The 24460-nt window shown below is 69.9% G+C and carries 21 protein-coding genes; 4 read left to right on the plus strand and 17 right to left on the minus strand.

Annotated elements, in window-relative coordinates:
• Nucleotides 1–181: 181 nt before the first annotated feature.
• The 15 genes from nuoN to ACRDTB_RS15685 form a co-directional block, all read right to left on the minus strand.
• Nucleotides 182–1774 (minus strand): NADH-quinone oxidoreductase subunit NuoN, encoded by a 1593-nt coding sequence (gene nuoN / locus ACRDTB_RS15615; protein ID WP_431431005.1) that lies wholly within the window; start codon nt 1772–1774, stop codon nt 182–184.
• A gap of 19 nt (nt 1775–1793) precedes the next feature.
• Nucleotides 1794–3380: an NADH-quinone oxidoreductase subunit M gene (locus ACRDTB_RS15620; RefSeq protein ID WP_431431006.1), complete on the minus strand. Its 1587-nt coding sequence runs from the start codon at nt 3378–3380 to the stop codon at nt 1794–1796.
• Nucleotides 3381–3522: 142 nt separating this feature from the next.
• A complete protein-coding gene (nuoL, locus tag ACRDTB_RS15625) occupies nt 3523–5490 on the minus strand; it encodes an NADH-quinone oxidoreductase subunit L (protein WP_431431007.1) in 1968 nt (655 codons plus the stop codon).
• Nucleotides 5491–5500: 10 nt separating this feature from the next.
• Nucleotides 5501–5800, minus strand: coding sequence for an NADH-quinone oxidoreductase subunit NuoK (gene nuoK / locus ACRDTB_RS15630; RefSeq protein WP_431431008.1), 300 nt, complete (start codon nt 5798–5800; stop codon nt 5501–5503).
• Complete coding sequence (locus ACRDTB_RS15635) at nt 5797–6639, minus strand: NADH-quinone oxidoreductase subunit J (RefSeq protein ID WP_431431034.1); 843 nt, start codon at nt 6637–6639, stop codon at nt 5797–5799. The genes nuoK and ACRDTB_RS15635 overlap by 4 nt, the downstream gene beginning before the upstream one ends.
• Nucleotides 6640–6763: 124 nt before the next feature.
• On the minus strand, nt 6764–7312 hold the full coding sequence (nuoI, locus tag ACRDTB_RS15640; protein ID WP_431431009.1) for an NADH-quinone oxidoreductase subunit NuoI: 549 nt from the start codon (nt 7310–7312) through the stop codon (nt 6764–6766).
• Complete coding sequence (gene nuoH, locus ACRDTB_RS15645; RefSeq protein WP_431431011.1) at nt 7299–8630, minus strand: NADH-quinone oxidoreductase subunit NuoH; 1332 nt, start codon at nt 8628–8630, stop codon at nt 7299–7301. Before nuoH ends, nuoI begins: the two co-directional genes overlap by 14 nt.
• Before the next feature lie 139 nt (nt 8631–8769).
• Complete coding sequence (locus ACRDTB_RS15650; RefSeq protein ID WP_431431012.1) at nt 8770–11241, minus strand: NADH-quinone oxidoreductase subunit G; 2472 nt, start codon at nt 11239–11241, stop codon at nt 8770–8772.
• Nucleotides 11242–12534: an NADH-quinone oxidoreductase subunit NuoF gene (nuoF, locus tag ACRDTB_RS15655; RefSeq protein ID WP_431431013.1), complete on the minus strand. Its 1293-nt coding sequence runs from the start codon at nt 12532–12534 to the stop codon at nt 11242–11244.
• Between the two features lie 169 nt (nt 12535–12703).
• Nucleotides 12704–13468 (minus strand): NADH-quinone oxidoreductase subunit NuoE, encoded by a 765-nt coding sequence (gene nuoE, locus ACRDTB_RS15660; RefSeq protein WP_431431035.1) that lies wholly within the window; start codon nt 13466–13468, stop codon nt 12704–12706.
• 134 nt (nt 13469–13602) lie between these two features.
• The gene (locus ACRDTB_RS15665; RefSeq protein WP_431431014.1) at nt 13603–14913 is read right to left on the minus strand and encodes an NADH-quinone oxidoreductase subunit D; all 1311 of its coding nucleotides are present in this window, start codon (nt 14911–14913) and stop codon (nt 13603–13605) included.
• A gap of 157 nt (nt 14914–15070) precedes the next feature.
• Nucleotides 15071–15874: an NADH-quinone oxidoreductase subunit C gene (locus ACRDTB_RS15670; protein WP_431431015.1), complete on the minus strand. Its 804-nt coding sequence runs from the start codon at nt 15872–15874 to the stop codon at nt 15071–15073.
• A 5-nt stretch (nt 15875–15879) separates the two neighbouring features.
• Complete coding sequence (locus tag ACRDTB_RS15675; protein WP_431431016.1) at nt 15880–16428, minus strand: NuoB/complex I 20 kDa subunit family protein; 549 nt, start codon at nt 16426–16428, stop codon at nt 15880–15882.
• 10 nt (nt 16429–16438) lie between these two features.
• Entirely contained in the window at nt 16439–16861 is a 423-nt protein-coding gene (locus tag ACRDTB_RS15680) for an NADH-quinone oxidoreductase subunit A (protein ID WP_431431017.1), read from the minus strand.
• Between the two features lie 272 nt (nt 16862–17133).
• On the minus strand, nt 17134–17928 hold the full coding sequence (locus tag ACRDTB_RS15685; RefSeq protein ID WP_431431018.1) for a Bax inhibitor-1/YccA family protein: 795 nt from the start codon (nt 17926–17928) through the stop codon (nt 17134–17136).
• A gap of 282 nt (nt 17929–18210) precedes the next feature.
• Here ACRDTB_RS15685 and ACRDTB_RS15690 point away from each other — a divergent pair, with 282 nt between their 5' ends.
• Nucleotides 18211–19326 carry a polysaccharide deacetylase gene (locus ACRDTB_RS15690; RefSeq protein ID WP_431431019.1) on the plus strand — a complete coding sequence of 372 codons (1116 nt, stop codon included), beginning with the start codon at nt 18211–18213 and terminating at the stop codon, nt 19324–19326.
• On the opposite strand, the gene ACRDTB_RS15695 is transcribed toward ACRDTB_RS15690, so the two are convergent.
• Nucleotides 19319–20290: a phosphotransferase family protein gene (locus ACRDTB_RS15695; RefSeq protein WP_431431020.1), complete on the minus strand. Its 972-nt coding sequence runs from the start codon at nt 20288–20290 to the stop codon at nt 19319–19321. The genes ACRDTB_RS15690 and ACRDTB_RS15695 overlap by 8 nt on opposite strands.
• Nucleotides 20291–20371: 81 nt before the next feature.
• Between ACRDTB_RS15695 and ACRDTB_RS15700 the strand changes: the two genes are divergently transcribed.
• From ACRDTB_RS15700 to ACRDTB_RS15710, 3 genes are all read left to right on the plus strand, one after another.
• Complete coding sequence (locus tag ACRDTB_RS15700; RefSeq protein WP_431431021.1) at nt 20372–22378, plus strand: SDR family oxidoreductase; 2007 nt, start codon at nt 20372–20374, stop codon at nt 22376–22378.
• On the plus strand, nt 22375–22728 hold the full coding sequence (locus ACRDTB_RS15705; RefSeq protein ID WP_431431022.1) for a VOC family protein: 354 nt from the start codon (nt 22375–22377) through the stop codon (nt 22726–22728). The genes ACRDTB_RS15700 and ACRDTB_RS15705 overlap by 4 nt, the downstream gene beginning before the upstream one ends.
• A 78-nt stretch (nt 22729–22806) precedes the next feature.
• Entirely contained in the window at nt 22807–23985 is a 1179-nt protein-coding gene (locus tag ACRDTB_RS15710; protein WP_431431023.1) for a hypothetical protein, read from the plus strand.
• 42 nt (nt 23986–24027) lie between these two features.
• On the opposite strand, the gene ACRDTB_RS15715 is transcribed toward ACRDTB_RS15710, so the two are convergent.
• Nucleotides 24028–24441, minus strand: coding sequence for a PPOX class F420-dependent oxidoreductase (locus tag ACRDTB_RS15715; protein ID WP_431431024.1), 414 nt, complete (start codon nt 24439–24441; stop codon nt 24028–24030).
• Between the last annotated feature and the right edge of the window lie 19 nt (nt 24442–24460).

Genomic DNA, 24460 nt, shown 5'->3' on the forward strand with positions numbered 1-24460 from the left:
GAATCCTCGTCACAGCCTAATGTCCGGGGGATTCGGGTAGGTCACGAAGTCACGCGCGGGTGGCCGGACTCACCACGGCTGGCCGGACCCGCCCGTCGTACAACGAGACCCGTGGGTCCGAACGGAGGACTCGCGGGTCCGGAGCGTTGGACTCGCGGGTCCGGAGCGTTGGACTCGCGGGTTACTGGAGGGCGAAGGTGCCGGCGTTGGCCCAGTCGAGGGCGAACGCGGGGATCAGGCCCAGCAGCAGCGTGACCACGACGCCCAGCGTGATGGCGGCCGTCGTGAACGCGCCCGGCACCGTCACCGACGGGCCGTCGGGGGCCGGCTCGCTGAAGTACATCAGCACGATCACCCGCAGGTAGAAGAACGCCGCCACCGCGGACGCGACGAGCGCCACGACCACCAGCGGGGCCATGCCGTCCGACAGCGCCGCCGAGAACACCACGAACTTGCCGATGAACCCGGACGTCAGCGGAATGCCGGCCAGGGCGAGCAGCAGGAACGTGAACACGCCGGCCACCAGCGGCGACCGCTTCGCCAGGCCCGCCCACTGCGACAGGTGCGTCGCCTCGCCGTCGGCGTCGCGGACCAGGGAGATCACGCCGAACGTGGCGATCGTCGTGAAGCCGTACGCCAGCAGGTAGAACAGCGTCGAGGACAGGCCGTCGGGCGTCAGCACGATCGCGCCGATCAGCAGGAAGCCGGCGTGCGCGATCGACGAGTACGCGATCATCCGCTTGATGTCGGTCTGCGTGAGGCCCAGCACCGCCCCGATGACCATCGACACGATCGCCACGCCCCACAGCACGCCGCGCCACTCCCACTGCGTCGACTCCAGGCCGACCGAGAGCACCCGCAGGATCCCACCGAACGCCGCGACCTTCGTGCACGCGGCCATGAACGCCGTGATCGGCGTCGGCGCGCCCTGGTAGACGTCCGGGGTCCACGCGTGGAACGGACCCACCGAGCCCTTGAACAGCAGGCCGACCACGAGCAGCGCCATCCCGCCGAACAGCAGCGTGTCCGAGCGGTCCGTGCCGGCCGCGGCGTTCGCGATGTCCGCCAGGCGCACCGAGCCCGCGTAGCCGTACAGCAGCGCCAGCCCGTACAGGAAGAACGCCGACGCGAACGCGCCGAGCAGGAAGTACTTGACCGCCGCCTCCTGGGACAGCAGCCGTCGCCGCCGCGCCAGGCCGCACAGCAGGTACAGCGGCAGGCTCAGCACCTCGAGCGCCACGAACATGGTCAGCAGGTCGTTCGCCGAGCAGAAGACCATCATGCCGCCGAGCGCGAACAGCGTCAGCGGGAAGACCTCGGTCTGCATCTGGTACCGCGCGGCGTCCCGGCGGTGGGGCTGCGCGCCGAGCCGCTGCTCGCGGTCCTGCACGGTCCCCGGCCGGATCGCCGCCTGCGCCACGAACGCGCCACCCGGCTCCACCGACCGGTCCGCGATCATCAGCACGGCGCCGAGTGCGAGCGCCAGCAGCGTGCCCCACAGGAACAGCGCCGGGCGGTCGACCGCGATCGTGTTGGACAGCGTCACCACGCCCTCCGCCGGGGCGTCGGTGACGTAGACCACGAGGGCGAGGCCGGCGCCGGCGAGCGCCAGCAGGGTCAGGGCGACCTGCGCCTGCCAGCGCTGATGGCGCGGCAGGAACGCCTCGAGCAGCACGCCGAGGCACGCCGCGCCGAGGATGATCAACATCGGCATGATCGCCGGGTAGCTGATCGGCGCGAGTGTCTCCTTACCCTCCTGGGCAACAGAGACCACGGAAACGAGTGCGGACAACTCAGTTGCCTCCGTCCGAACCACTGTCCGAAACACCGACGGCGTCCAGAGTGGACTGGACGGTCGGGGTGATCACGTCGAGCACCGGCGCGGGGTAGATCCCGATGCCCACGACCAGCGCCACCAGCGGGGCGAGCACCAGCTTCTCCCGGCCGCCCAGGTCGCGGATCGCCTTGCGCGCGCCGACCTCGGGCGCGACCACCGTGCCCGGGCCGCCCGCCACGTCGATCAGGGCGTTGCCGCGCACCGGACCGTGGAACACCCGCTGGTAGAGCCACAACACGTACATCGCCGCGAGGATCATGCCGATCGTGGCGAGGATCGTGTAGACCGGCTCGGGGCCGTAGGACCCGGCCAGCACGAGGAACTCGCTGATGAACGAGCCGGTGCCGGGCAGCGACAGGGTCGCGAGGGCGGCCACCATGAACGTGCCGGCGAGCAGCGGGGTCAGCTTGGCCATGCCGCCGTAGTCCGCGATCAGCGTGGAGCCGCCGCGCGCGATGACCATGCCGATCACCAGGATCAGCATGCCGGTCGCGATCGAGTGGTTGAGCATGTAGGTCACCGCGCCGACCTCGGACTGCGCCGTGAACGCGAAGATGCCGACCGCGATGAACCCGAAGTGCGCGATCGACACGTACGCGATGAACCGCTTCATGTCCCGCTGCATCGTCGCGAGCAGCGCGCCGTAGAGGATGCCGGCCACGCCCATCACGAGCACCAGTGGCGCGAGCGTCCTGCTCGCGTCCGGGGTCATCGGCAGCAGGTAGCGCAGGAAGCCGAACGTGCCGACCTTGTCCAGGACGCCGACCAGCAGCACGGCCACGCCGATCGGCGCCTCCGCGGCCGAGTCCGGCAGCCAGGTGTGCAGCGGCACCAGCGGCGCCTTCACCGCGAACGCGAGGAAGAAGCCGAGGAAGATCCAGATCTGGTTCTCCAGCGGCGCGTTGCTGACGACCTGTACCAGCGTGGCCCAGTCGAACGTGCCGGACCCCAGCTCGTCGGAGGCCATCGAGTAGGCGCCGATGGCCGACGCCAGCATGATCAGGCCGCCGAGGAAGGAGTACAGGAAGAACTTCACCGCCGCGTACTGCCGGCGCGGCCCGCCGTAGTTCCCGATCAGGAAGTACATCGGGATCAGCATGACCTCGAACAGCACGTAGAACAGGAACACGTCGGTCGCGGCGAACACGCCGATCGTGAGCGCCTGCTGCAGCAGGATCAGCGACAGGAAGCCGCCCGCGCTGCGCTCGGCCGGCAGCTTCTCCGTCCAGCCCGCGCCGATCACCAGCGGCACCAGCAGGCCGATCACCGCGACCATCACGAGCGCGATGCCGTCCATGCCGAACGACAGGTGCACGCCGAACGCCGGGATCCAGTCGATCGAGAAGGACTGCTGCAGCCGCGTACCGTCCGGGTCGTACGAGATCCAGGCCGCCACCGCGACGGCGAACTCGACGAGCGAGAAGCCGAGCGCGGTCTGCTTGGCGAGCTTGTCGTTGTCCCGCAGGAACATGACGACGAGCGCGCCGACGAGCGGGATCACCAGCAACGCGACAAGCAGCGCCGCGCCGGATGTGGAGGTCATGCCATCGCCCCCTGTGTAAGAGTCGAGTGCTTCCCAACCGCACCCAAGGGGAACGGGACGCTAACCAGCCACAAGTACGTGGCCAACGGGAACCTCATATCCCAACGGAACCAACAGTAAAAATTCCGGGGAGGCGGGCCGCTCATGCGTACCTCACCGCCAGGAATGCGATCAGCACCAGGATCGAGCCGCCGAGCATGGTCGCGGCGTAGGAGCGCACGAACCCGGTCTGCAGCCTGCGCAATCGGCCGGAGCTGCCGCCGAGCGCGGCGGCGATGCCGTTCACCAGTCCGTCAACTCCCTTGTTGTCCACATAGACCAGTGCGCGCGCGAGCCAGGTGCCCGGCCGGGCCACCAGCGCCTCGTTGAGCGCGTTGCCGTACAGGTCCTTGCGTGCCGCGCGGACCGGGAAGCTCACCGGCTCCGGCTTGGTCACCGGCACGTCCCGGCGGCCGACGGCCAGCCACGCGATCAGCACGCCGAGCACCGACAGGCCGACGGTCAGCCACGGGATCAGCGAATGATCGATGACCGTGTGCTCGACCTCCTCGAGCGTGCCCAGCGACGGCGAGAGCCACTCGGCCAGCAGGTCGCCGCTCGCGAAGAACCAGCCGGCACCGATCGAGCCGACCGCCAGCAGGATCATCGGCACGGTCATCACCGCGGGCGACTCGTGCGGGTGGAAGTCGCGGCCGTCCTCCGACTTGCGCTCCTTCCACCGCTGCTTGCCGAAGAACGTCATCAGCATCAGCCGGGTCATGTAGAACGCGGTCAGCCCGGCGGCGAGCAGTGCCGCGCCGCCGAACACCCAGCCGCGCCAGCCCTCTTCGCCGAACGCGGCCTCGATGATCGCGTCCTTGGAGAAGAAGCCGGAGAACGGCGGGATGCCGATCAGCGCGAGGTAGCCGAGACCGAACGTGGCGAACGTGACCGGCATGAGCCGCGCCAGCCCGCCGTAGCGGCGCATGTCGACCTCGTCGTTCATGGCATGCATGACCGAACCGGCGCCGAGGAACAGCCCGGCCTTGAAGAAGCCGTGCGTGAGCAGGTGCATGATGCCCAGCGCGAACCCGAACGGGCCGAGTCCGACGGCGAGCATCATGTAGCCGATCTGGCTGACCGTGGAATACGCGAGGACTTTCTTGATGTCGTCGTAGGCGCACCCGATGATCGCCCCGACCATCAGCGTCACCGCGCCGATGATGACGACCACGAGCCGGCCGTCCGCGCTCTGCATGTAGATCGGGTTCGCCCGGGCCACCAGGTAGACGCCGGCGGTGACCATGGTCGCGGCGTGGATCAGGGCGGAGACCGGGGTCGGGCCCTCCATCGCGTCGGGCAACCACGCCTGCAGCGGGAACTGGCCGGACTTGCCGCACGCGCCGAGCAGGAGCAGCAGCGTCAGCGCGGTGATCGTGCCGGACGAGAGCTGGTCGAGGTTCGCGAACACCTCGGTGTACTGCGTGGTGCCAAGCTCGGCGAACATGATGAAGATCGCCAGCGCCAGGCCGACGTCGCCGACCCGGTTCATCAGGAACGCCTTCTTGGCCGCGGTCGCCGCGGACGGGCGGTTCGTGTACCAGCCGATGAGCAGGTACGACGCGAGGCCCACGCCCTCCCAGCCGAGGTAGAGGGTCACGAACCCGTTGCCCAGCACCAGGATCAGCATCGCGGCGACGAACAGGTTGAAGTACCCGAAGAAGCGCCGGCGGTCCGGGTCCTCGGCCATGTAGCCGATCGAGTAGATGTGGATCAGCGCGCCGACCCCGGTGATCAGCAGCACGAAGCTGATCGACAGCGGGTCGATCCGCAGCCCGAACTCGACCTGGAGCTGTTCGACCGGGATCCACTCGAACAGCGAGACGTTCTGGACCCGCTCGCCCTCCGCCGTGCCGGTCGAGGAGAGGAACAGCATCAGGCCGTACCCGAACGACGCGACGACCGTCAGGCAGCCGAGCAGGTGGCCCCAGGCGTCGGTGGCCTTGCCGCCGAGCAGCAGGACCACGGCGCCGATCACCGGGAACAGGATCAGCAGCCACGCCGAGCCCGCGAGACCGCTCGCCTCGGTGACCTCGGCGACCTGCTGTGCCGCCAGGTGTGTTGCAGTCACGGCCTTCCCCTCAGTACTTCAGCAGGTTGGAGTCGTCGACCGAGGCCGAGCGCCGGGTACGGAAGATAGCCATGATGATCGCGAGGCCGACCACGACCTCCGCGGCGGCCACCACCATTACGAAGAACGCCATGATCTGACCGTCGAGCGAGCCGTTGATCCGCGAGAACGTCACCAGCGACAGGTTCACCGCGTTCAGCATCAGCTCGATGCACATGAACACCACGATGGCGTTGCGCCGCACCAGGACGCCGACCGCACCCACGGTGAACAGCAGCGCGGAGAGCAGCAGGTAGACGGTCGGGCTCATGAGGACTCGCCTTCGTGTGTGGACGACGACGGATTGAGAGCGCGGCCCTCCGGTGCGTGCGCGCTTCCGGCGACGGCCTTGCGCTCCTCGCCGAACTCCTCCGCGGCGGCCGAGTCGATCAGCCGGGACAGCGACTCCGGCGCGACGGAGCCGTCGGGCAGCAGCGCCGGCGTGGCGACCGAGCTGGAGGTGGCGAACACACCCGGGCCGGGCAGCGGCGACGGGCGGTCGTGCTCGCCGCGGAAGCGGGCGATGACGAGCTCGCGCTGGGTCTTGCGGCCGCGGGTGTGCCGGTCGACGTAGCCCAGCACCATCCCGCCGACGGCCGCCGTGATCAGCAGTGCCGAGGTCAGCTCGAACGGGTACAGCCAGTCGGTGAAGATCGACCGGCCGAGGTTCTCCACGTTCCCGTTGCCCCCGTTGGCCTGCTCCCCCGCCAGGCCGACCGGCGTGACGTCGGTGAGCGACCGGGCCACCGCGGCGACCACGATGCCGGCGAGGCCGACCCCGAGCACGGTCGCGGTGAACCGCTGCCCGCGCAGCACCTCGACCACCGAGTCCGACGAGTCCCGGCCGACCAGCATCAGCACGAACAGGAACAGCATCATGATCGCGCCCGTGTACACGATGATCTGCACGAAGCCGAGGAACGGCGCCTGCTGAACCATGTACATGATCCCGAGCGAGAGCATCGTGAGCACCAGGAACAGCGCCGAGTGCACCGCGTTCCGCGCGAAGATCATCCCCAGTCCTCCGAGCAGGGACAGCGGCCCGAGTACCCAGAACGAGATCGACTCGCCCGTGGACATGGCGTTCTCCACGCCCTGGGCGAGCACCATCGTCGTGCTCACTTGACCTCCCCCTTCACCGGGTCGGCCGGCAATGCCAGGAAGGACGCCTTCCGGACGCCCAGTGCCGGGAAGGACGCCTTCCGGGCATTGGGGGGCGGGGGGACGGGGTGGCTCACTTGGTCTCCCCCTTCACCGGGTCGGGGTAGCCCCACTTGCGGGCCAGGCGCGTCGAGTCGACGTAGTAGTCCTGCTCGGAGTCGCCGAGGCGCATCGGGTGCGGCGGCTGCTCCATCCCCTTCAGCAGCGGGGCGAGCAGGTCCTCCTTGGTGTAGATCAGGTCCTGCCGGTTGTCGTCGGCGATCTCGTAGTCGTTGATCATCGTCAGCGACCGGGTCGGGCACGCCTCGATGCACAGGCCGCAGCCGATGCACCGCAGGTAGTTGATCTGGTAGTCCTTGCCGTAGCGCTCACCGGGCGAGTAGCGCGCCTCCTCGGTGTTGTCCGCGCCCTCCACGAAGATCGCGTCGGCCGGGCAGGCCCAGGCGCACAGCTCGCAGCCGACGCACTTCTCCAGCCCGTCCGGGTGCCGATTGAGCTGGTGGCGTCCGTGGTAGCGGGGCGCGGCGGGCGCGCCGGCCTCCGGGTACTCCTCGGTGGCCACCTTCCTGAACATGGTCGAGAAGGTGACGCCGAAGCCCTTGAACGGATCAAAGATCCCCATCGTCTGACTCCTTCTCGGCATCCTGGCCGCCGCCGACGGTGGCCGGTCGCCGCCGGCGACGACCATCGGCCGACCGGCCGCGAACCGCCCGGCGCTTGGACGGCTTCGGTATCTCGAGGTCGATCGGCGGGACCGGGTGGCCGCCGCCGGTGATCGGCACCTGGTCGGTGTCCTCCTCGACGCGGCCGCCCCGGTCGAACACGAAGCCCAGCGCGACGATCACGAGCAGCACGATGCCGCCGTAGGTGAGGATCTGACCGGTGGACACCTCGCTCTCGCCACGCAGCGTCCGCAGGCCCGTGATCAGCACGATCCACACGAGGTTGGCCGGCACCAGGACCTTCCAGCCGATCTTCATGAACTGGTCGTAGCGGAACCGGGGCAGCGTGGCGCGCAGCCAGATGAAGCCGAACAGCAGCAGGAAGGTCTTGGCGAAGAACCAGAGGATCGGCCACCAGCCGCTGTTGAAGTAGTTGTCGCCGATCAGCGAGATCGGCCACGGCGCCATGTATCCGCCGAGGAACAGCGTCGTCGCGAACGAGCAGACGATCACCATGTTCACGTACTCGGCGAGGAAGAACAGCGCGAACTTCATCGAGCTGTACTCGGTGTGGAACCCGCCGACCAGCTCGGACTCCGCCTCCGGCAGGTCGAACGGGGCACGGTTGGTCTCGCCGACCATGGACACGAGGAAGATCAGGAAGCTCGGTATCAGCAGGTAGAAGTACCAGCCGCTCTGCTGCGCCTGGACTATGTCCCCTGTGGACAGAGACTGCGCGTAGAGCACCACACCGACGATCGACATGCCGATCGCGATCTCGTAGGAGATCATCTGCGCGGCCGAGCGCAGTCCGCCGAGCAGTGGGTAGGGCGAGCCGGACGACCAGCCGGCGAGCACGATGCCGTACACGCCGAGCGAGGAGCAGGCCAGCACCAGCAGCACGCCGACCGGCAGGTCGACCAGCTGGAGCACGGTCTGCTCGCCGAAGATCGACACCTGCGGGCCGAACGGCATCACCGAGAACGCGACGATCGCCGGGATCACCACGATGACCGGCGCGAGGAAGTAGATCTTCCGGTCCGCGCTCGCCGGGATGATCTGCTCCTTGAACGGCAGCTTGATCGCGTCCGCGATGGACTGGAGGTAGCCGCCGGGCCCGACCCGGTTCGGGCCGGGCCGCTGCTGCATCCGGCCGATCGCCTTGCGCTCCCAGATGATCAGGAAGATCGTCATGATCGGCCCGATCAGCAGCAGGACGACGACCTTGATCAGGATCAGCCAGAGCGGGTCATCGGCGAGAAGCTCGGCCCTGGTCACAGTTCCGCCTCCCCGGAATTTTTACGGTTGGTTCCGTTGGGATCTGATGTTTCCCTTGACCACGTACTTGTGGCCGGTTTGCGTCCCGTTCCCCTTAGGTGCGGTTGGGCAGCACGCGGCTCTGACATGAGGGAGATCATCACCCTTCTTCTCCCGCCTCAACCGTGACGACTTCGCCGTGGCCCGCGCCGAGCGTGCGCGCGACGGTCGACGGACCCGAGTTCGCGGGCAGCCAGACGACCTCGTCGGGCAGGTCCGCGTGCTCGGCCGGCAGGGTGATCGAACCGCGTTCGGTCTTGACGGTCACGGTGCCGTTGAGGCCGATCCGCTCGGCGGTGGCCGGCGAGAGCCGGGCCACGGTGGTGCGGACGGTGCCGGCCAGGTGCGGCTCGTCGGACTGCAGCGAGCCGTTGTCCAGCAGCTGCCGCCAGGTCGCGAGCAGCGCCTGCCCGTCCTCGGGGGTGGGCACGTCGGCGGCTACCTCGGCTGGTGGCGGCGCGGCGCGCAGCACCGCGGGCAGCCGGGCGAGGTCCGCGGCCGCGGCCCGCGGGGTCTGGGTGAACAGGTCGATGTCCATCTCGACGCCCAGGGTGTCGAGGACGCGGCAGTCGGACAGCGCGCCCGTGCCCTCCAGCGTGGTGCCGAAGTCGCGGCGGCGGCCCTCCCAGTTGAGGTAGCTGCCCGACTTGTCCACCGCGGGCGCCACCGGGAGCACGACGTCGGCGCGCTCGGTGACCGCGCTCGCCCGCAGCTCCAGGCTGACCACGAAGCCCACCTCGGCCAGGGCCTGCTCGGCGAGTGCCGGGTCGGGCAGGTCCTCGAGCTGCACGCCGCCGACCACCAGGCCGTCGAGCTTGCGGGCGGTCGCGGCCTCGAGGATCCCGTTCGTGTCCCGGCCGCGGCGGCCGGGCAGCGTGCCGGCCTGCATGCCCCAGGTCCTCTCGACCTCCAGGCGGGACTTCGTGTCGCTGACCAGCCGGCCGCCGGGCAGCAACGTCGGAACCGCGCCGGCGTCCAGCGCGCCCCGCTCGCCCGCCCGGCGCGGGATCCACGCGACGCGCGCGCCGGTGGTCTCGGCCAGCTTCACGATCGCGGTGTACAGACCGGGCACCTGCGCGGCCCGCTCGCCGACCAGGATGACCGCACCCGCGCCGCCGAGCGCGTCGGCGACGTCCGGCGCGTGGCTCGGCAGGCCCTCGACCGCGGCGGCCTCGCCACCGGGCGGGCAGGCCAGCAGTGAGCCGGCGGCGGGCTTGTCCGGTCCGTGCGGCCGGATCGTCTTCGCCACCGACGGGCTCGTCCACTGTCCGATGTGGAACACCTTGGTCCGGCCCTTGCGGGCGGCCTTGCGCAGCCGCAGGAAGACGATCGGCGCCTCCTCCTCCGGTTCCAGCGCGACGCACAGCACCGCGGGCGCCGCCTCGATGGCCCGGAACGTCACGCCGGTCTCCGGCGTCGCGCCGACCACGGTGGACCCGAGGAAGTCCAGCTCCTCGGCCGAGTGCGGGCGGGCCCGGAAGTCGATGTCGTTGGTGCGCAACGCCATCCGGGCGAACTTCGCGTAGGCGTAGGCGTCCTCCACCGTCAGCCGGCCGCCGGGCAGCACGCCGACGCCCTTGCCGTCCCGCGCCCTGGTCAGGCCCTCAGCGGCGACCCGCAGCGCGTCGGTCCAGGAGGTCTCGACCAGCTCACCGGTCTTGGCGTCGCGCACCATCGGCCGGGTGATCCGGTCGGCCGCGGTCACGTACCGGAACGCGAACCGGCCCTTGTCGCAGATCCACTCCTCGTTGACCTCGGGGTCCTCGCCGGCGAGCTTGCGCATGACCTTGCCGCGCCGCCAGTCGGTGCGCTCCGCGCAGCCCGACGAGCAGTGCTCGCAGATGCTCGGCGTGGACACCAGGTCGAACGGCCGCGACCGGAACCGGTAGGCGGCACTGGTGAGCGCGCCGACCGGGCAGATCTGGATCGTGTTGCCGGAGAAGTAGGACTGGAACGGCTTGTCCTGCGCGATGGCGACCTCCTGGTGCCAGCCACGCTCGAACAGGTCGATGAACGGGTCGCCCGCGATCTGGTCGGAGAAGCGGGTGCACCGCGCGCAGCTCACGCACCGCTCGCGGTCCAGCAGCACCTGAGAGGAGATCGGGATCGGCTTGGGCCAGGTTCGCTTCGCCTCCACGAACCGGGAGTCGGCCCGCCCGTTGGACATCGCCTGGTTCTGCAGCGGGCACTCGCCGCCCTTGTCGCAGATCGGGCAGTCCAGCGGGTGGTTGATGAGCAGCATCTCCATGATGCCCTGCTGGGCCTTGTCGGCCACCGGCGACGTCTTCTGCGTCTTGACGACCATGCCGTCGGCGACCGTGATCGTGCACGACGCCTGCGGCTTGGGCATCGGCCGGCCGCCCATCTCCACCTCGACCAGGCACTGGCGGCACGCACCGGCCGGGTCGAGCAGCGGGTGGTCGCAGAACCGCGGGATGACCGTGCCCAGCCGCTCGGCGGTGCGGATCAGCAGCTCACCCTTGGGCGCGATGACCTCCTGGCCGTCGATGGTCAGCAGCACATGGCCCTCGGGCACCGCGGCGGCGGCAGGCTTCTCTTCGATCGCAGTCATTTAGTGAGCTCCCGCGAGTGCAGGGTTCTCCGAGACGGCCTTCCGCTCGCACAGGGCGAGGAACTCGTCCCGGAAGTACTGGATACCGCTGGTGATCGGGCTGACCGCCCCGTCGGCGAGCGCGCAGAACGACCGGCCGAGCACGTTGTCGCAGACGTCGAGCATCGTCTCGATGTCGGACTCGGTGCCGTGGCCGGCCACCATCCGCCGCAGGATCCCGGCGAGCCAGTAGGTGCCCTCCCGGCACGGCGTGCACTTGCCGCAGGACTCGTGCTCGTAGAACTCGGTCCACTTCATCACGGCCCACGGCACGGACACCGTCTCGTCGAAGACCATGATCGCGGTGGTGCCGAGCATCGAGCCGGCCTCCGTGGCACCCTCGAAGTCCAGCGGGACGTCGAGGTGCTCCGAGGTGAACAGCGGGGTGGAGGAGCCGCCCGGGGTCCAGAACTTGAGCGGGACGCCGTCCTTCATGCCGCCGGCGAGCTCGAGCAGCTGGCGCAGCGTGGTGCCCAGCGGCGCCTCGTACTGGCCGGGCTTCTCGACGTGGCCGGAGATCGAGAAGATCTTCGGGCCGGGCGAGCGCTCGGAGCCCATCGTGCGGAACCAGTCCGCACCGCCGTTCACGATGAACGGCACGCTCGCGATCGTCTCGACGTTGTTGACCGTGGTGGGCATGCCGTACACGCCCGCGGCGGCCGGGAACGGCGGCTTGAGCCGGGGCTGGCCGCGGCGGCCCTCGAGCGAGTCGAGCAGCGCGGTCTCCTCGCCGCAGATGTACGCGCCGGCGCCGGCGTGCACGGTGATGTCCAGGTCGAAGCCCGAGCCGAGGATGTCCTTGCCCAGGTAGCCGGCGTCGTAGGCCTCGCGCACCGCCGCGTAGAGCCGGCGGAAGCAGTGCAGCGCCTCGCCGCGGACGTAGATGAAGCAGTGGTGCGAGCGCATCGCGTAGGCGGTGATGACGCAGCCCTCGATGAGCGAGTGCGGGTCGGCCATCATCAGCGGGATGTCCTTGCAGGTCCCCGGCTCGCCCTCGTCGGCGTTGATCACCAGGTAGTGCGGCTTGTCCTCGTTGGGCGGCATGAACGACCACTTCACGCCGGCCGGGAAGCCCGCGCCGCCGCGGCCGCGCAGGCCCGAGTCCTTGACCAGCTGGACCAGCTGCTCCGGGGTGCCGGCGAGCGCGGTGCGCAGCGCCGTGTAGCCCTCGAGCCGCTCGTAGGTCGCGAGCCGCCACGACTTCGGCGAGAGCCAGCGCTTGGTGAGCACCGGGGTCACCGGGTCCGGGGTCACTGTTCCGCCTCCCCGGAATTCCTACTGTTGGTTCCGTTGGGATATGACGGTCCCGTCGACCACGTACTTGTGGCTGGTTTGCGTCCCGTTCCCCTTGGGTGCGGTTGGCAGCCACGGAGGTCCCCCGGGCTCCGCGCCGCCCGACGACCTGAGGCCGACACATCGATTGTCATTTCTTCTCGACCTCCGGGAGTGCTGGGGCTTTCTCCGGCATCGTCGGGGCGGTCCAGCCGCGGTCGGCGGCGAGCTGAGCGCCGCGCAGGGTCTCCACCGCTGCCGACGGACCGTCCACATCGGACCGATAGGTCGCCTCGTCCGCGGGGAAGAACCCGGCCAGCTGCAGCGAGACGTCACGCAGGCTGGTCAGCGGGGCGCCCCGGGTCGGTGCGGGCTTCTCGCCGCGGCGCAGCGCGTCGACGAGCGCCACCGCCGAGTCCGGCGTCTGGTTGTCGTAGAACTCGTAGTTGACCTGCAACACCGGGCCGAGGTCGCAGGCCGCGAGGCACTCGGCGTGCTCCAGGGTGATCGAGCCGGTCTCGCCGGGCGCGCCGGCGGTGTCCTCGTGCTTGAGCGCCTCGCCGTCCTCCCCGAGATGCTCGGCCAGCGTCCGGTAGATCACATCTGCGCCGAGCACCGCGCACAGTGTGTTGGTGCACACGCTGACCAGATGCTCGCCGCACGGCTTGCGCTTGTACATCGTGTAGAACGTGACGACCCCGCTGACCTCGGCGTCGGACAGCGAGAGCTGGTTCGCGCAGAACTGGATGCCGGCCTGGCTGACGTACCCCTCGACCGACTGGACGAGGTGCAGCATCGGCAGCAGCGCCGAACGGGACTCCGGGTAGCGGGCGATCAGCTCGGCCGCCTTGGCCTCGATGTCCGGGCCGAACACCGACAGGTCCGGTGTCGCCCCCGGCTTCGCTTCGGAGACCAGCCGCTCGGTCTCGGCCGGAGTGACCGCGGAGGCCGCGACCACGTCGACGTCCGGGCCGGCGGCCACGTGGGTCTCCCCCGCGCCGACGCTGGACCCTCCGTAGGTGGCCCCGGTGGACAGCTTTTCCTTACCGGTCAACGGTCAACCCCTCCCATCACCGGGTCGATCGAGGCGATGGCCGCGATGACGTCGGCGACCAGGCCGCCCTCCGACATCGCGGGCATCGACTGCAGGTTCACGAAGCTGGGCTCGCGGACGTGCACCCGCAGCGGCCGGGTGCCACCGTCGGACACCAGGTGGTAGCCGAGCTCGCCGCGCGGCGACTCGACCGCGGTGTAGACCTGGCCGGCCGGCACCGCGAAACCCTCGGTCACCAGCTTGAAGTGGTGGATCAGCGCCTCCATCGACTGGCCCATGATCCTGCGGACGTGCTCGAGCGAGTTGCCCATGCCGTCCGCGCCGATCGAGAGCTTCGCCGGCCACGCGACCTTGCCGTCGTCGACCATCACCGGACCGGGCTCCAGCCTCTTGAGCGCCTGGCGGATGATCAGCAGCGACTGGTGCATCTCCTCGACCCGCAGCAGGTAGCGCGCGTAGGCGTCGGCCGCGGTCGAGGTCGGCACCTCGAAGTCGTAGTCCTCGTAGCCGAGGTAGGGCTCGACCTTGCGCATGTCCCACGGCAGGCCCGCGGAGCGCAGGATCGGGCCGGTGACGCCGAGCGCGACGCACGCGTCGAGCGGCAGGTAGCCGATGCCGATCAGCCGGTTCTTCCAGATCGGCTGGCCGGTGAGCAGCTTGTCGTAGTCCGGCAGCCGCTTGTCCATCGTCTTGACGAACTCGCCGACGGCGTGCTCGTAGCCTTCCGGCAGATCCTGCGCGAGGCCGCCGGGCCGGATGAACGCGTGGTTCATCCGCAGGCCGGTCAGGAACTCCAGCAGGTGCAGGCACTCCTCACGCTCGCGGAAGCCGGACGTCATCCCGGTCAGCGCACCGAGCTCCATACCGCCGGTGGCGATGGCCACGAGGTGCGAGGCGATCCGGTTGATCTCCATCAGCAGCACGCGGATGACCTGCGCGCGCGGCGGGGCGGTGATGCCGAGCAGCTTCTCCACGCCGAGGCAGTAGGCGGCCTCGTTGAACAGCGGGGCGAGGTAGTCCATGCGCGTCACGAAGGTGACGCCCTGGGTCCAGTTGCGGTACTCGCAGTTCTTCTCGATCCCGGTGTGCAGGTAGCCGATCACCGACCGGGCCTGCGTGACGGCCTCGCCCTCCAGCTCGAGCACCAGCCGCAGCACTCCGTGCGTGGACGGGTGCTGCGGGCCCATGTTGATGACGATGCGCTCGTCGCTGACCGCGTCGTCGAGCGCGGAGTCCCAGTCCCCACCGGTGACCGTGTAGATGCGGCCCTCGGTGGTCTCGCGTTCGGTGGCATACGGGTCGGTCACGACTGTTCCGCCTCCCCGGAATTAACACTTGTGGTCACCTTCGAGTGAAACCACACGGTTCGGCGCGTACCAGTGGCTGGCTTGCGTCCCGTTCCCCTTAGGCGCGGCTGGCAGCCACGCGATTCGTGCGCCTTCCGTGTTGCGCGACGACCCGTTCTCATGAGTAGGACCTCCGCTGGTCTGGGGGCGGGATCTCCGCGCCCTTGTACTCCACGGGGATGCCGCCCAGCGGGTAGTCCTTGCGCTGCGGGTAGCCGTCCCAGTCGTCCGGCATGAGGATCCGGGTGAGCGCCGGGTGCCCGTCGTAGACGATGCCGAACATGTCCCAGGCCTCGCGCTCGTGCCAGTCGGCGGTCGGGTAGACCTCGACGACCGACGGGCAGCGCGGGTTGCCGCCGTCCTCGGGCGACCAGTCGATGGCCACCTCCAGCCGGATGCGGCGGCGGTAGGTCATCGAGGTCAGGTGGTAGACGGAGTGGATCCGCTGCGGGACGTCCACCCCGTAGTCCACTCCGGACACCGAGGCGCAGAGCTCGAAGCGCAGCGTCGGGTCGTCACGCAGCAGCCTGCACAGTGCCACGAGGTGCTCGGGCTGGACGTGGTAGGTGATCTCTCCGCGGTCGACGGTCACCTGCTGGATCGCTTCGACCGGGATCTTCTTGTCGCGCATGCCGGCCAGCAGCTGGTCGGTGAACTCGTCGAACCAGCCGCCGTAGGGACGCTCGGCCGGCGCGGCCACGTGGGCCGGCAGCCGCAGGCCGCCGAAGCCGGAGGTATCGCCGCTGCCGGACACGTTGAACATGCCGCGACGCGTCTTGCCGGCGACCAGCGGCTCGGCCGGCGCCGCGGGCCGGGCGGCGTCCCCGGCCGGGCGCTGCTCGACCTCGCTGGTCCGCTCGGCGCTGGACTGCTCGCCGCCGGGCTGCGGCGTGCTGTTCTCGGGCTTGTCGTCGCTAGCCATGTCGTTCACTTCTTCGCGTACTTCACGGAGGAGGCGATCATCGGGGTGCGGTCCCCGCGCTCGGCCCGCAGTGCCGCGCGGCGGGCGTTGATCGGCTCGTCCTGGATCTTGGCGTGCAGCTTGAGTATCGAGTCCAGCAGCATCTCCGGCCGCGGCGGGCAGCCGGGCAGGTACATGTCGACCGGCACGACGTGGTCGACGCCCTGCACCACCGCGTAGTTGTTGAACATGCCGCCGGAGGAGGCGCACACGCCCATGGCGAGCACCCACTTGGGCTCGGCCATCTGGTCGTAGATCTGGCGCAGCACCGGGGCCATCTTGTTGGTCACCCGGCCGGCGACGATCATCAGGTCGGCCTGGCGGGGCGTGGCGCTGAACCGCTCCATGCCGAAGCGCGCGATGTCGTAGCGCGGGCCGCCGGTGGTCATCATCTCGATCGCGCAGCAGGCCAGGCCGAAGGTGGCCGGCCACAGCGAGTTCTTGCGGCCCCAGTTGACCAGCTTCTCCAGGCTGGCCAACAGGATTCCGTTCGGGAGGCGCTCCTCGAGACCCATGCCGTCCCTCCTAGTTCCAGTCGAGGCCGCCGCGCCGCCACACGTAGGCGTACGCGAAGCCGAGCGTCGCGATGAACAGCACGATCTCCACCAGCCCGAAGAAACCGAGCGCGTCCGCCGACACGGCGAACGGGTACAGGAACACCATCTCGATGTCGAAGAGGATGAACAGCATCGCGGTGAGGTAGTAGGCGATCGGCACCCGTCCGCCGCCGATGACCGGTTGCGGCGACGGTTCGATGCCGCACTCGTAGGCCTCGAACTTCGCCCTGTTGTAGCGCCGGGGTCCGAGGAGGGGTCCGAGCAACGCGGAGAACAACGCGAAGGCCCCCGCGAGAACGAAGAGCAGGAACAGCGGCAGATAGCTCCCCAGGCCTGCCGACACCTCCGCGTTCTGTGCTACAGATGTGCTGACTGCGAGTACTGACACCATCGCCGTCCTTTCCCGCTCCCTCGCCGGGCACCCTATGGGGTGGTCATCCGACGGCCGGTGGTTAGGCGCACCTAACCTGACGGGCCGTCTAGCTTGTGAAAACATTCACAAGCTAGGTTGTGAAGCGCTTCACAAGGCGTCCTGCCCCAGTCTAGAACCCGCCCAAACCCCTCGCGAAGCCAGATCCCCTTACTCCCAACCAACTTCCCCCCTGCATGACAGAAGGGGCGTCCGGCCTTGGTTGGCCGGACGCCCCTTCTCCGGGAAGAGTCTTACTCGCTCTGCAGCATCGCGAGCAGCCGCAGGATCTCGAGGTAGAGCCAGACCAGGGTGACGACGAGACCGAACGCCGCGTACCAGGCCCACTTGACCGGCATGCCGGCACGGATCATCTGGTCCGTCTCGTCGAAGTTGAGCAGCAGCATGAACGCTGCGATGCCGATCACCACGATGCTGAACACGAGCCCGAGGGGGCTGTCGTTCCGGATGCCGAGCGCGCCACCGAACAGCAGGTTGATCAGCATCATCGCGGCGGCCGAGATGGCCGCACCGATGACCCACTTGGTCAGCTTGGGCGTCACCCGCACCGCGCCGGTCTTGTACAGGGTCAGCATCACGACGAACACCAGAGCGGTGCCCAGGATCGCCTGGATCGCGATGCCCGGGAAGAACGCCTCGAACACACCGGTGATCGCGCCGAGGAACACGCCTTCCGCGGCCGCGTACGTCAACACGAGCGCGGGGTTGGGGGTCCGCTTGAAGATGATGATCAGCGCCATGACGAGGCCGACGATCAGGCCGCCGATCATCGGTGGATACGGGCTGATGCTCTCGCTCAGCACCGCGAACGCCGTGATGATGCCGGTGACCAGGACCAGGCCGATGGTCATCGCGGTCTTGGTGACCACGTCGTCCACCGTCATTGGGCGCTCGTCCGTGGTCGGCGGCGCCTGATAGCCGCCGTATCCCGGCGTGCTGGCCTGCGGCTGAGTCTGGAAGCCCGCGTAGCCGCCGCCGAACCCGCCGCTCGGCAGGTTCCGGAACGCGGGATTACTGGTAGAACGCACCTGTTCCTCCTGGGCCTGATGGCTCCTGCACCGGATTCAACGACCAACCATGCCGGCCAGTTCCCCGGTCGGGTAAAGATGACTTTACCCGCCTTCGCGAGAACGTTGCCAAGCAACCCGGCACCCGAGATCGCTTGCTCACAGTAGCCCCTACCGCTCCGTCGTGCGGGTGAAACCACCGCGAGCGGTGACGCCAAGAAGTGATTGGCTCCCCGGCCGGGCGTCCCCCAACCCGCCTACTAGTCTCCCTAACCTTTACGGACAGCAGAGTCGGGAGGTGCGATGAGGCGTCGCTGGGGGCCGATCGTCACCGGCGTAGCGCTGGCGCTGACGTTCGCGATCCTGGTGGGGCTCGGCACCGTCGAACCGCCCGGGCAGGACGAGGACACCCCGGCCGCGCAGGGCTCCACCGGACCGCCGGACTGGATGCGCAAGCTGCGCCCGGGCGAGAAGCCGCCCCAGTTCGTGCTGTTCTCCTTCGACGGCGCTGGCTCGCACGGCCACTGGCGCCGGATCCTCCCGATCGCCGAGAAGGTCGACGCGCGCGTCACCGGCTTCCTGTCCGGCATCTACCTGCTGCCCGACTCCCGGCGTGGCGAGTACATCGGGCCGGGGCACCAGCCCGGGCGCGCGGCGATCAGCTTCGGCGGCTCCCAGCAGGAGGTCGACACCCGCATCGCCGACCTCAACGACGCCGTCGAGCGCGGGCACGAGATCGGCACCCACTACAACGGGCACTTCTGCACCGGCAACGAGCCGAGCGGCCGGCACTGGTCGACCGCGCAGTGGAACGCCGAGCTAGACCAGTTCTTCGACTTCGTCCGCGACGCGGTCACCCACGGCCTGCTGGTCGACGAGAGCATGATCGAGGGCAGCAGGATCCCGTGCCTGGAGGGCGACTTCGACAAGCTCGCGCCCGCGCTCGCCACGCACGGCCTCGCCTACGACTCCAGCCTCACCTCCGCCGGCATCGCGTGGCCGTACCTGCGCAGCACCGACGGCGCCGGCATCTGGGAGTTCGCGGTCCCGGTGGTCCGCGTGCCCGCGCTGGACGGCAAGAAGGTGATCATGGCCGACTACAACCTCTGGTACGCGCTCAACGGCGCCCGCGAGGACCCGTCGCGGGACAAGGAGTTCACCGAGGTGACGCTCGACACGTACCGGGCCGCCTACCAGGCCGCGCTGAACACCAACCGTGCGCCGCTGACCGTCGGCACGCACTTCAACGACTGGTCCGGCGGCGCGTTCAGCGCGGCGACCGAGCAGTTCATGCGCGAGGTCTGCGTCCGCACGCAGACCGTGTGCACGACCTACACCCAGGTCATCAAGTGGATGAAGCTGCAGGACCCGGAGGTGCTGGACACCTACCGCACCATGCCGCACGCGCAGCTCACCTGAGCCGCGACCGCAGCCAGGCGAGGGCCTGCTCTCCCTGCAGTCGCTGAAATCGCCGCAGGGTCACCAGCCCCGGCGGCGCGGGGAGCAGCGACGAGTGCACGAAGAAGCCGGTGAGCGCGGCCAGGACGCGGTCGACCGCGGCCGGGTCGGCGCGGACCGTGAGCGGCGAGGCCCGCCAGACGTCGGCCGGTGCCGGACCACCCTGCATGGCCACGCTGGGCAGCATGCAGAGCAGGTCCACCCAGGGCGCGCCGACCGCCGCGTGCGGCCAGTCCACGAACAGCACGCGCTCGCCGGCCAGCAGGATGTTGTCCGCGCGGAGGTCGAAGTGCACGAGCGTGTCGCCCGCGGCCGCTTCGGGCCAGCCGGCCTCCAGCTCGGCAAGCCGGTCGACGTCGCGGGCCCACGGTTCCAGCACGGCCGCCAGCGCGGGTTCGGCGGCTAGCGAGCGCCAGCCGGAGAACAGGCCGGGGTCGTGACCGATCGGCGGGAGGTCCACCGGGCTCGGGGTGAGGTCGGCGGCCAGCGTGACGAGGGCGTCGTGCACCCGCCGCCAGTCCGCCGGCCGCCACGGCAGCGCCGGGGTGTGCCCGGCGACGTCCTCGAATACCAGCGCCGCCCAGTCGTCTCCGCCGCCGCTCCAGAGCAGCCGGGGCGCGGTGACCCCGGCCGGCAGCCGGCCCGCGACGCCGGCCTCCCGCCGGTGGAAGGCCACCGCCTCCGCGAGCCGCGTGCCGCTGACCGCCTTGGCGAACACCCGCCGGCCGTCCGCGAGCCGCAGCCGCGCCGCGAGCCCGGGCGAGAACCCGCCCGGCTGGCTCACCGCGTCGACCACGGTCGAGCCGACCGCGACCTCGATCGACTTCCGGACCATGTCCGGCAGCTCCGCCCAGCGGACCCGGTTGCCGCCGACGCCGTCCCACACCATCTGCCAATGGTCGCCCGTCCGCGTGCCGGTTCTCATCCGGTTTCCGCCGGGTGCGGCGTCGGCGGCCCGGCGGTGGAATGCTGTGCACCGGCGTCACCCGAGGTGAAGGGACAGGCGATGGCGACCTATCTGGTTACCGGTGCGACCGGCCTCATCGGCAGGCACTTCGTCGCCGAGCTGCTGGCCCGGCCGGACACCGAGCGGGTGTGGCTGCTCGTTCGCGAGCGCTCCCAGGACAGGCTGGCCGCGGCCGCGCGCTCGTGGCCGAACGTCGAGCTGACCCGACCGGTGCTGGGCGACGTGCGCGCGCCCGGGCTCGGCGTCGGCGAGGACGCGCTCGCGGAGCTCACCGGCAAGGTGGACCACCTCGTGCACCTGGCCGCCCTGTACGACATCGCGGCCGACGACGACGCGAGCATCGCCGCCAACGTGGACGGGACCAGGCACGTCATCGAGCTCGCGGCCGCGGTCCGGGCCGGCTGCCTGCACCACGTGTCCTCCGCGGCGGTCGCCGGTGACTACCGGGGGCGGTTCACCGAGGACATGTTCGACGCCGGCCAGCGGCTGGTCACGGCCTACCACCGGACGAAGTTCGAGTCCGAGCGGCTGGTCCGCACGCAGGACCTGGTGCCGTGGCGCGTGTACCGCCCGGCGATCGTCGTCGGCAACTCGGCGACCGGCGAGATGGACAAGGTCGACGGGCCGTACTACTTCTTCTCCGCGCTCGCCCGACTGAGCTCGGTGCCGAGCGTGCCGGTGCTCTTCCCGGACATCGGCGACACCAACATCGTGCCGGTCGACTTCGTGGCCGCCGCGATGGCGCACCTGGTCACCCGGCCGGGACTGGACGGGCGCGCGTTCCACCTGGTCAACCCCGAGCCGCAGTCGGCCCGAGGCGTCTACAACGCGTTCGCCGGCGCGGCCGGTGCACCCCTCGCAACCGTGGAGCTCGACCACCGGCTGGCGAACCCGCTGCTCGGGCTCGTCAAGCTCGCCGAGCACATGCCGGGCGTGACGATCGCCCGCGACGCGGTGCTGGACCGGCTCGGCATCCCGCCGATCCTGTTGTCCACGCTGACCTTCCAGCCGGTCTTCGACTCGACCGCGACCCGCACGGAGCTGGCCGACGGCGACAACGGCGCAGGCATCGACGTGCCGCCGCTGGAGGACTACGCCGACGTCCTGTGGCGCTACTGGCGCGAGCACCTCGACCCGTTCCGCGCGCGCCGGCACGGGCACCGCGGCCAACTCGACGGCCGGCGCGTGGTGATCACCGGTGCCTCGTCGGGCATCGGGCGGGCGACCGCACTGAAGGTCGCCGCGGCCGGCGGGGTCCCGCTGCTGGTCGCGCGCCGCCAGCCCGAGCTGGAGGAGGTCCGGGCCGAGATCGCGGCGGCCGGCGGGCAGTCCTTCGTCTACCCGTGCGACCTGACCGACGACGAGTCGGTGGCCAAGACCGTCGAGGCGATGCTGAGCGAACAGCCCGGCATCGACATGCTGGTCAACAACGCCGGCCGGTCGATCCGCAGGTCGGTGCAGCTGTCCTACGACCGGATGCACGACTACGAGCGCGCGATGGCCATCAACTACTTCGGCGCGGTCCGGCTGATCCTCGCGCTGCTGCCGCACATGATCGAGCGGCGGTTCGGCCACGTCGTGAACGTCTCCTCGATCGGCGTGCAGGGCATCGCGCCGCGGTTCTCCGCGTACGTGGCGTCCAAGGCGGCGCTGGACTACTTCTCCAAGATCGTCGCGACCGAGACCCACGGCGCCGGGATCACGTTCACGACCGTGCACATGCCGCTGGTCCGCACGCCAATGATCCGGCCGACCAAGATCTACGACGCGTTCCCGACCAAGTCGCCGGAGCAGGCCGCCGACATGGTGCTGGAGGCCCTGCTCAAGCGGCCCAAGCACATCGGCACACCGACCGGGCAGATGATCTCGGCCGCGTACACTGTCGCGCCGGGTCTGGTCGATGCCATCGCCTACCAGGGCTACCGGATCTTCCCGGACTCCACGGCGGCCGGCGGCGGCGGCCGGCTGAAGATCGGCAAGGGTGAACGTCACCTCGGCGCGGCGGCGACGGCCCTCGCCCGGCTGACGAGAGGTTTCCACTGGTGATCACCGGAGCGCACACCATCCTCTACGCGACCGACGCGGACGCGGCGCGGGCCTTCCTGCGCGACGTGCTCGGCCTGTCCAATGTGGATGTCGGCGGCGGCTGGCTGATCTTCAGGTCGCCGCCCGCCGAGCTGGCGGTGCACCCCACCGACGGGGCGCCCAAGCACGAGCTGTACCTCATGTGCGACGACATCGAGAAGACCATGGCCGAGCTGGCGGCCAAGGGCGTGACGTTCACCAGCGAGGTGAGCGACGCGGGCTGGGGCCTGCTGACCTCGCTCGACGTGCCCGGCGCCGGTTCGCTCGGCCTCTACGAGCCGCGGCACGCCACCGGGTATGACCTGCCCTGATCTATGTCCACTATGGACTACATGGACTACGACGTTTGATCCTGTTGCGGTCGGCGCTCACACCGGTACGGTCACTTCATGGCTGATGACCACCTTCCGCCGGATGTCAGCTTCACCGTGACCCGCCACGGTTTCGACCGAACCCAGGTCAAGACCCATGTGCGCGAGCTGACCGACCGGGCCGAGCGCGCCGACGCCGACCGCGCCGAGGCGCGTCAGCAGGTCGCCGAGTTGCAGGGCGAGCTCGAGATCGCGCGCCGTGAGATCGCCGCGCTGTCCGAGCGGCTCGACGCGCTCGGCACGCCGGACGCGGACTCGTCGGCGAGCTCCGCGCGGCTGGTGGATGTAGCGAAGTCGCAGGCCAGCGAGATCACGACGCGGGCGCGGGCCGCGGCGGAGGACTCGTGGGCGGCGGCGGAGAAGGCCTCGAGCGAGCTGCGGGAGAAGTACCGCAGGATGCTGACCGAGCTGGACGGCCAGCACGCGGAGATCCACGCCACGCACAAGTCGATCATCACCGCGGCACGTGGGCAGGCCGAGGAGCTGACCTCGGTCGCCGAGCGCCGCCGCCGCGAGCTGGACGCGGCTGCCGAGCGCGACCGGGTGCGCATCGACCGGGAGTTCTCCGAGTCGATGAACGCGAAGCGGGCGGCGCTGGAGCGTGAGCTGACGCAGCGGCGCGAGGCGTGCGTGGCGGAGGTCGAGAAGAAGCTGCGCGATGCCGAGGTCGAGGCCAAGCAACGCATGGCGACGGTTTCCGAGCAGGTCAAGCGGCTGACCAAGGTGCGAACGGAGCTCTCCGAGCGGCTGCGCGGTACGCAGGAGCTGCTGGAACGCAGCGTCGACCTGCTGAAGCCGACGGAGCAGGAGGCGGAGCTGACCGAGGAGGGCCAGCTCCCGATGCCTGAGCCGCCGACCCGGCCCGATGCGCCCGAGCCACCCGAGGCGACGGAGCCGGCGCCAGAGCCGACGCCCGACGCGGTGGCCGAGCCGACTCCTGAGCGGATGCCCGTTCCCCGGCCCGAGCCCGGCCTGCCGGAGACCGAGCTGGCCACCGACTCGACCGAGTCCCCCGTCGAGCCACCGACCCGACCGGCCACCGAACCCGCGACCAAGCCGACGACCACCCCGGCCGCCAAGCCCGGCAAGGCCGACCCCGCCTGGAAACCCGAGTCCTCGGGATCCGGCAACGGCGAACGGGTCCCGCCACAGCGCGCCCGCCGGTCCCAACCGGGTTCCCAGCCGGCGAAGCGCTAACGGCTCGGCGGTCACGACTCCCGCGAGTCCCGCGACCGGCGGTCAGACGATCGCGCCGTAGATCCTGGTCACCGGGAGGCGAATCACCAGGCGGGCGTCGTTGACCATGGCCTCGCGGTACTCGTCCCAGTCCGGGTGCTCGCCGGTGATCCCGCGGTAGACGTCCACCAGCTCCTCGACCGTCTCGTCCTGTGGGTCCTTCGCCACCGCGGTCAGCCGCGCGGTGCCCTCGGCCACCACGTACGAGCGGAAGTCCGGCGCGCACACGTAGAAGCTCGCCCGCGGGTCGCGGCGCAGGTTCGCGACCTTCGCCCGGCCAGCGGTGACCGAGACGCGCACGACGCCGTCCGTGAAGGTGTACGACACGTTGGACAGTTGCGGGCGGCCGTCCCGCTTGATCGTCGTCAGCACGCCGTTCCGGGTACCGCTCAGCAGGGCCATGAGGCGATCTTCCATGGCGCTGATTCTGCAACCT

The sequence above is a fragment of the Actinophytocola sp. genome, assembly GCF_050699935.1.
GTDB lineage: Bacteria > Actinomycetota > Actinomycetes > Mycobacteriales > Pseudonocardiaceae > Actinophytocola.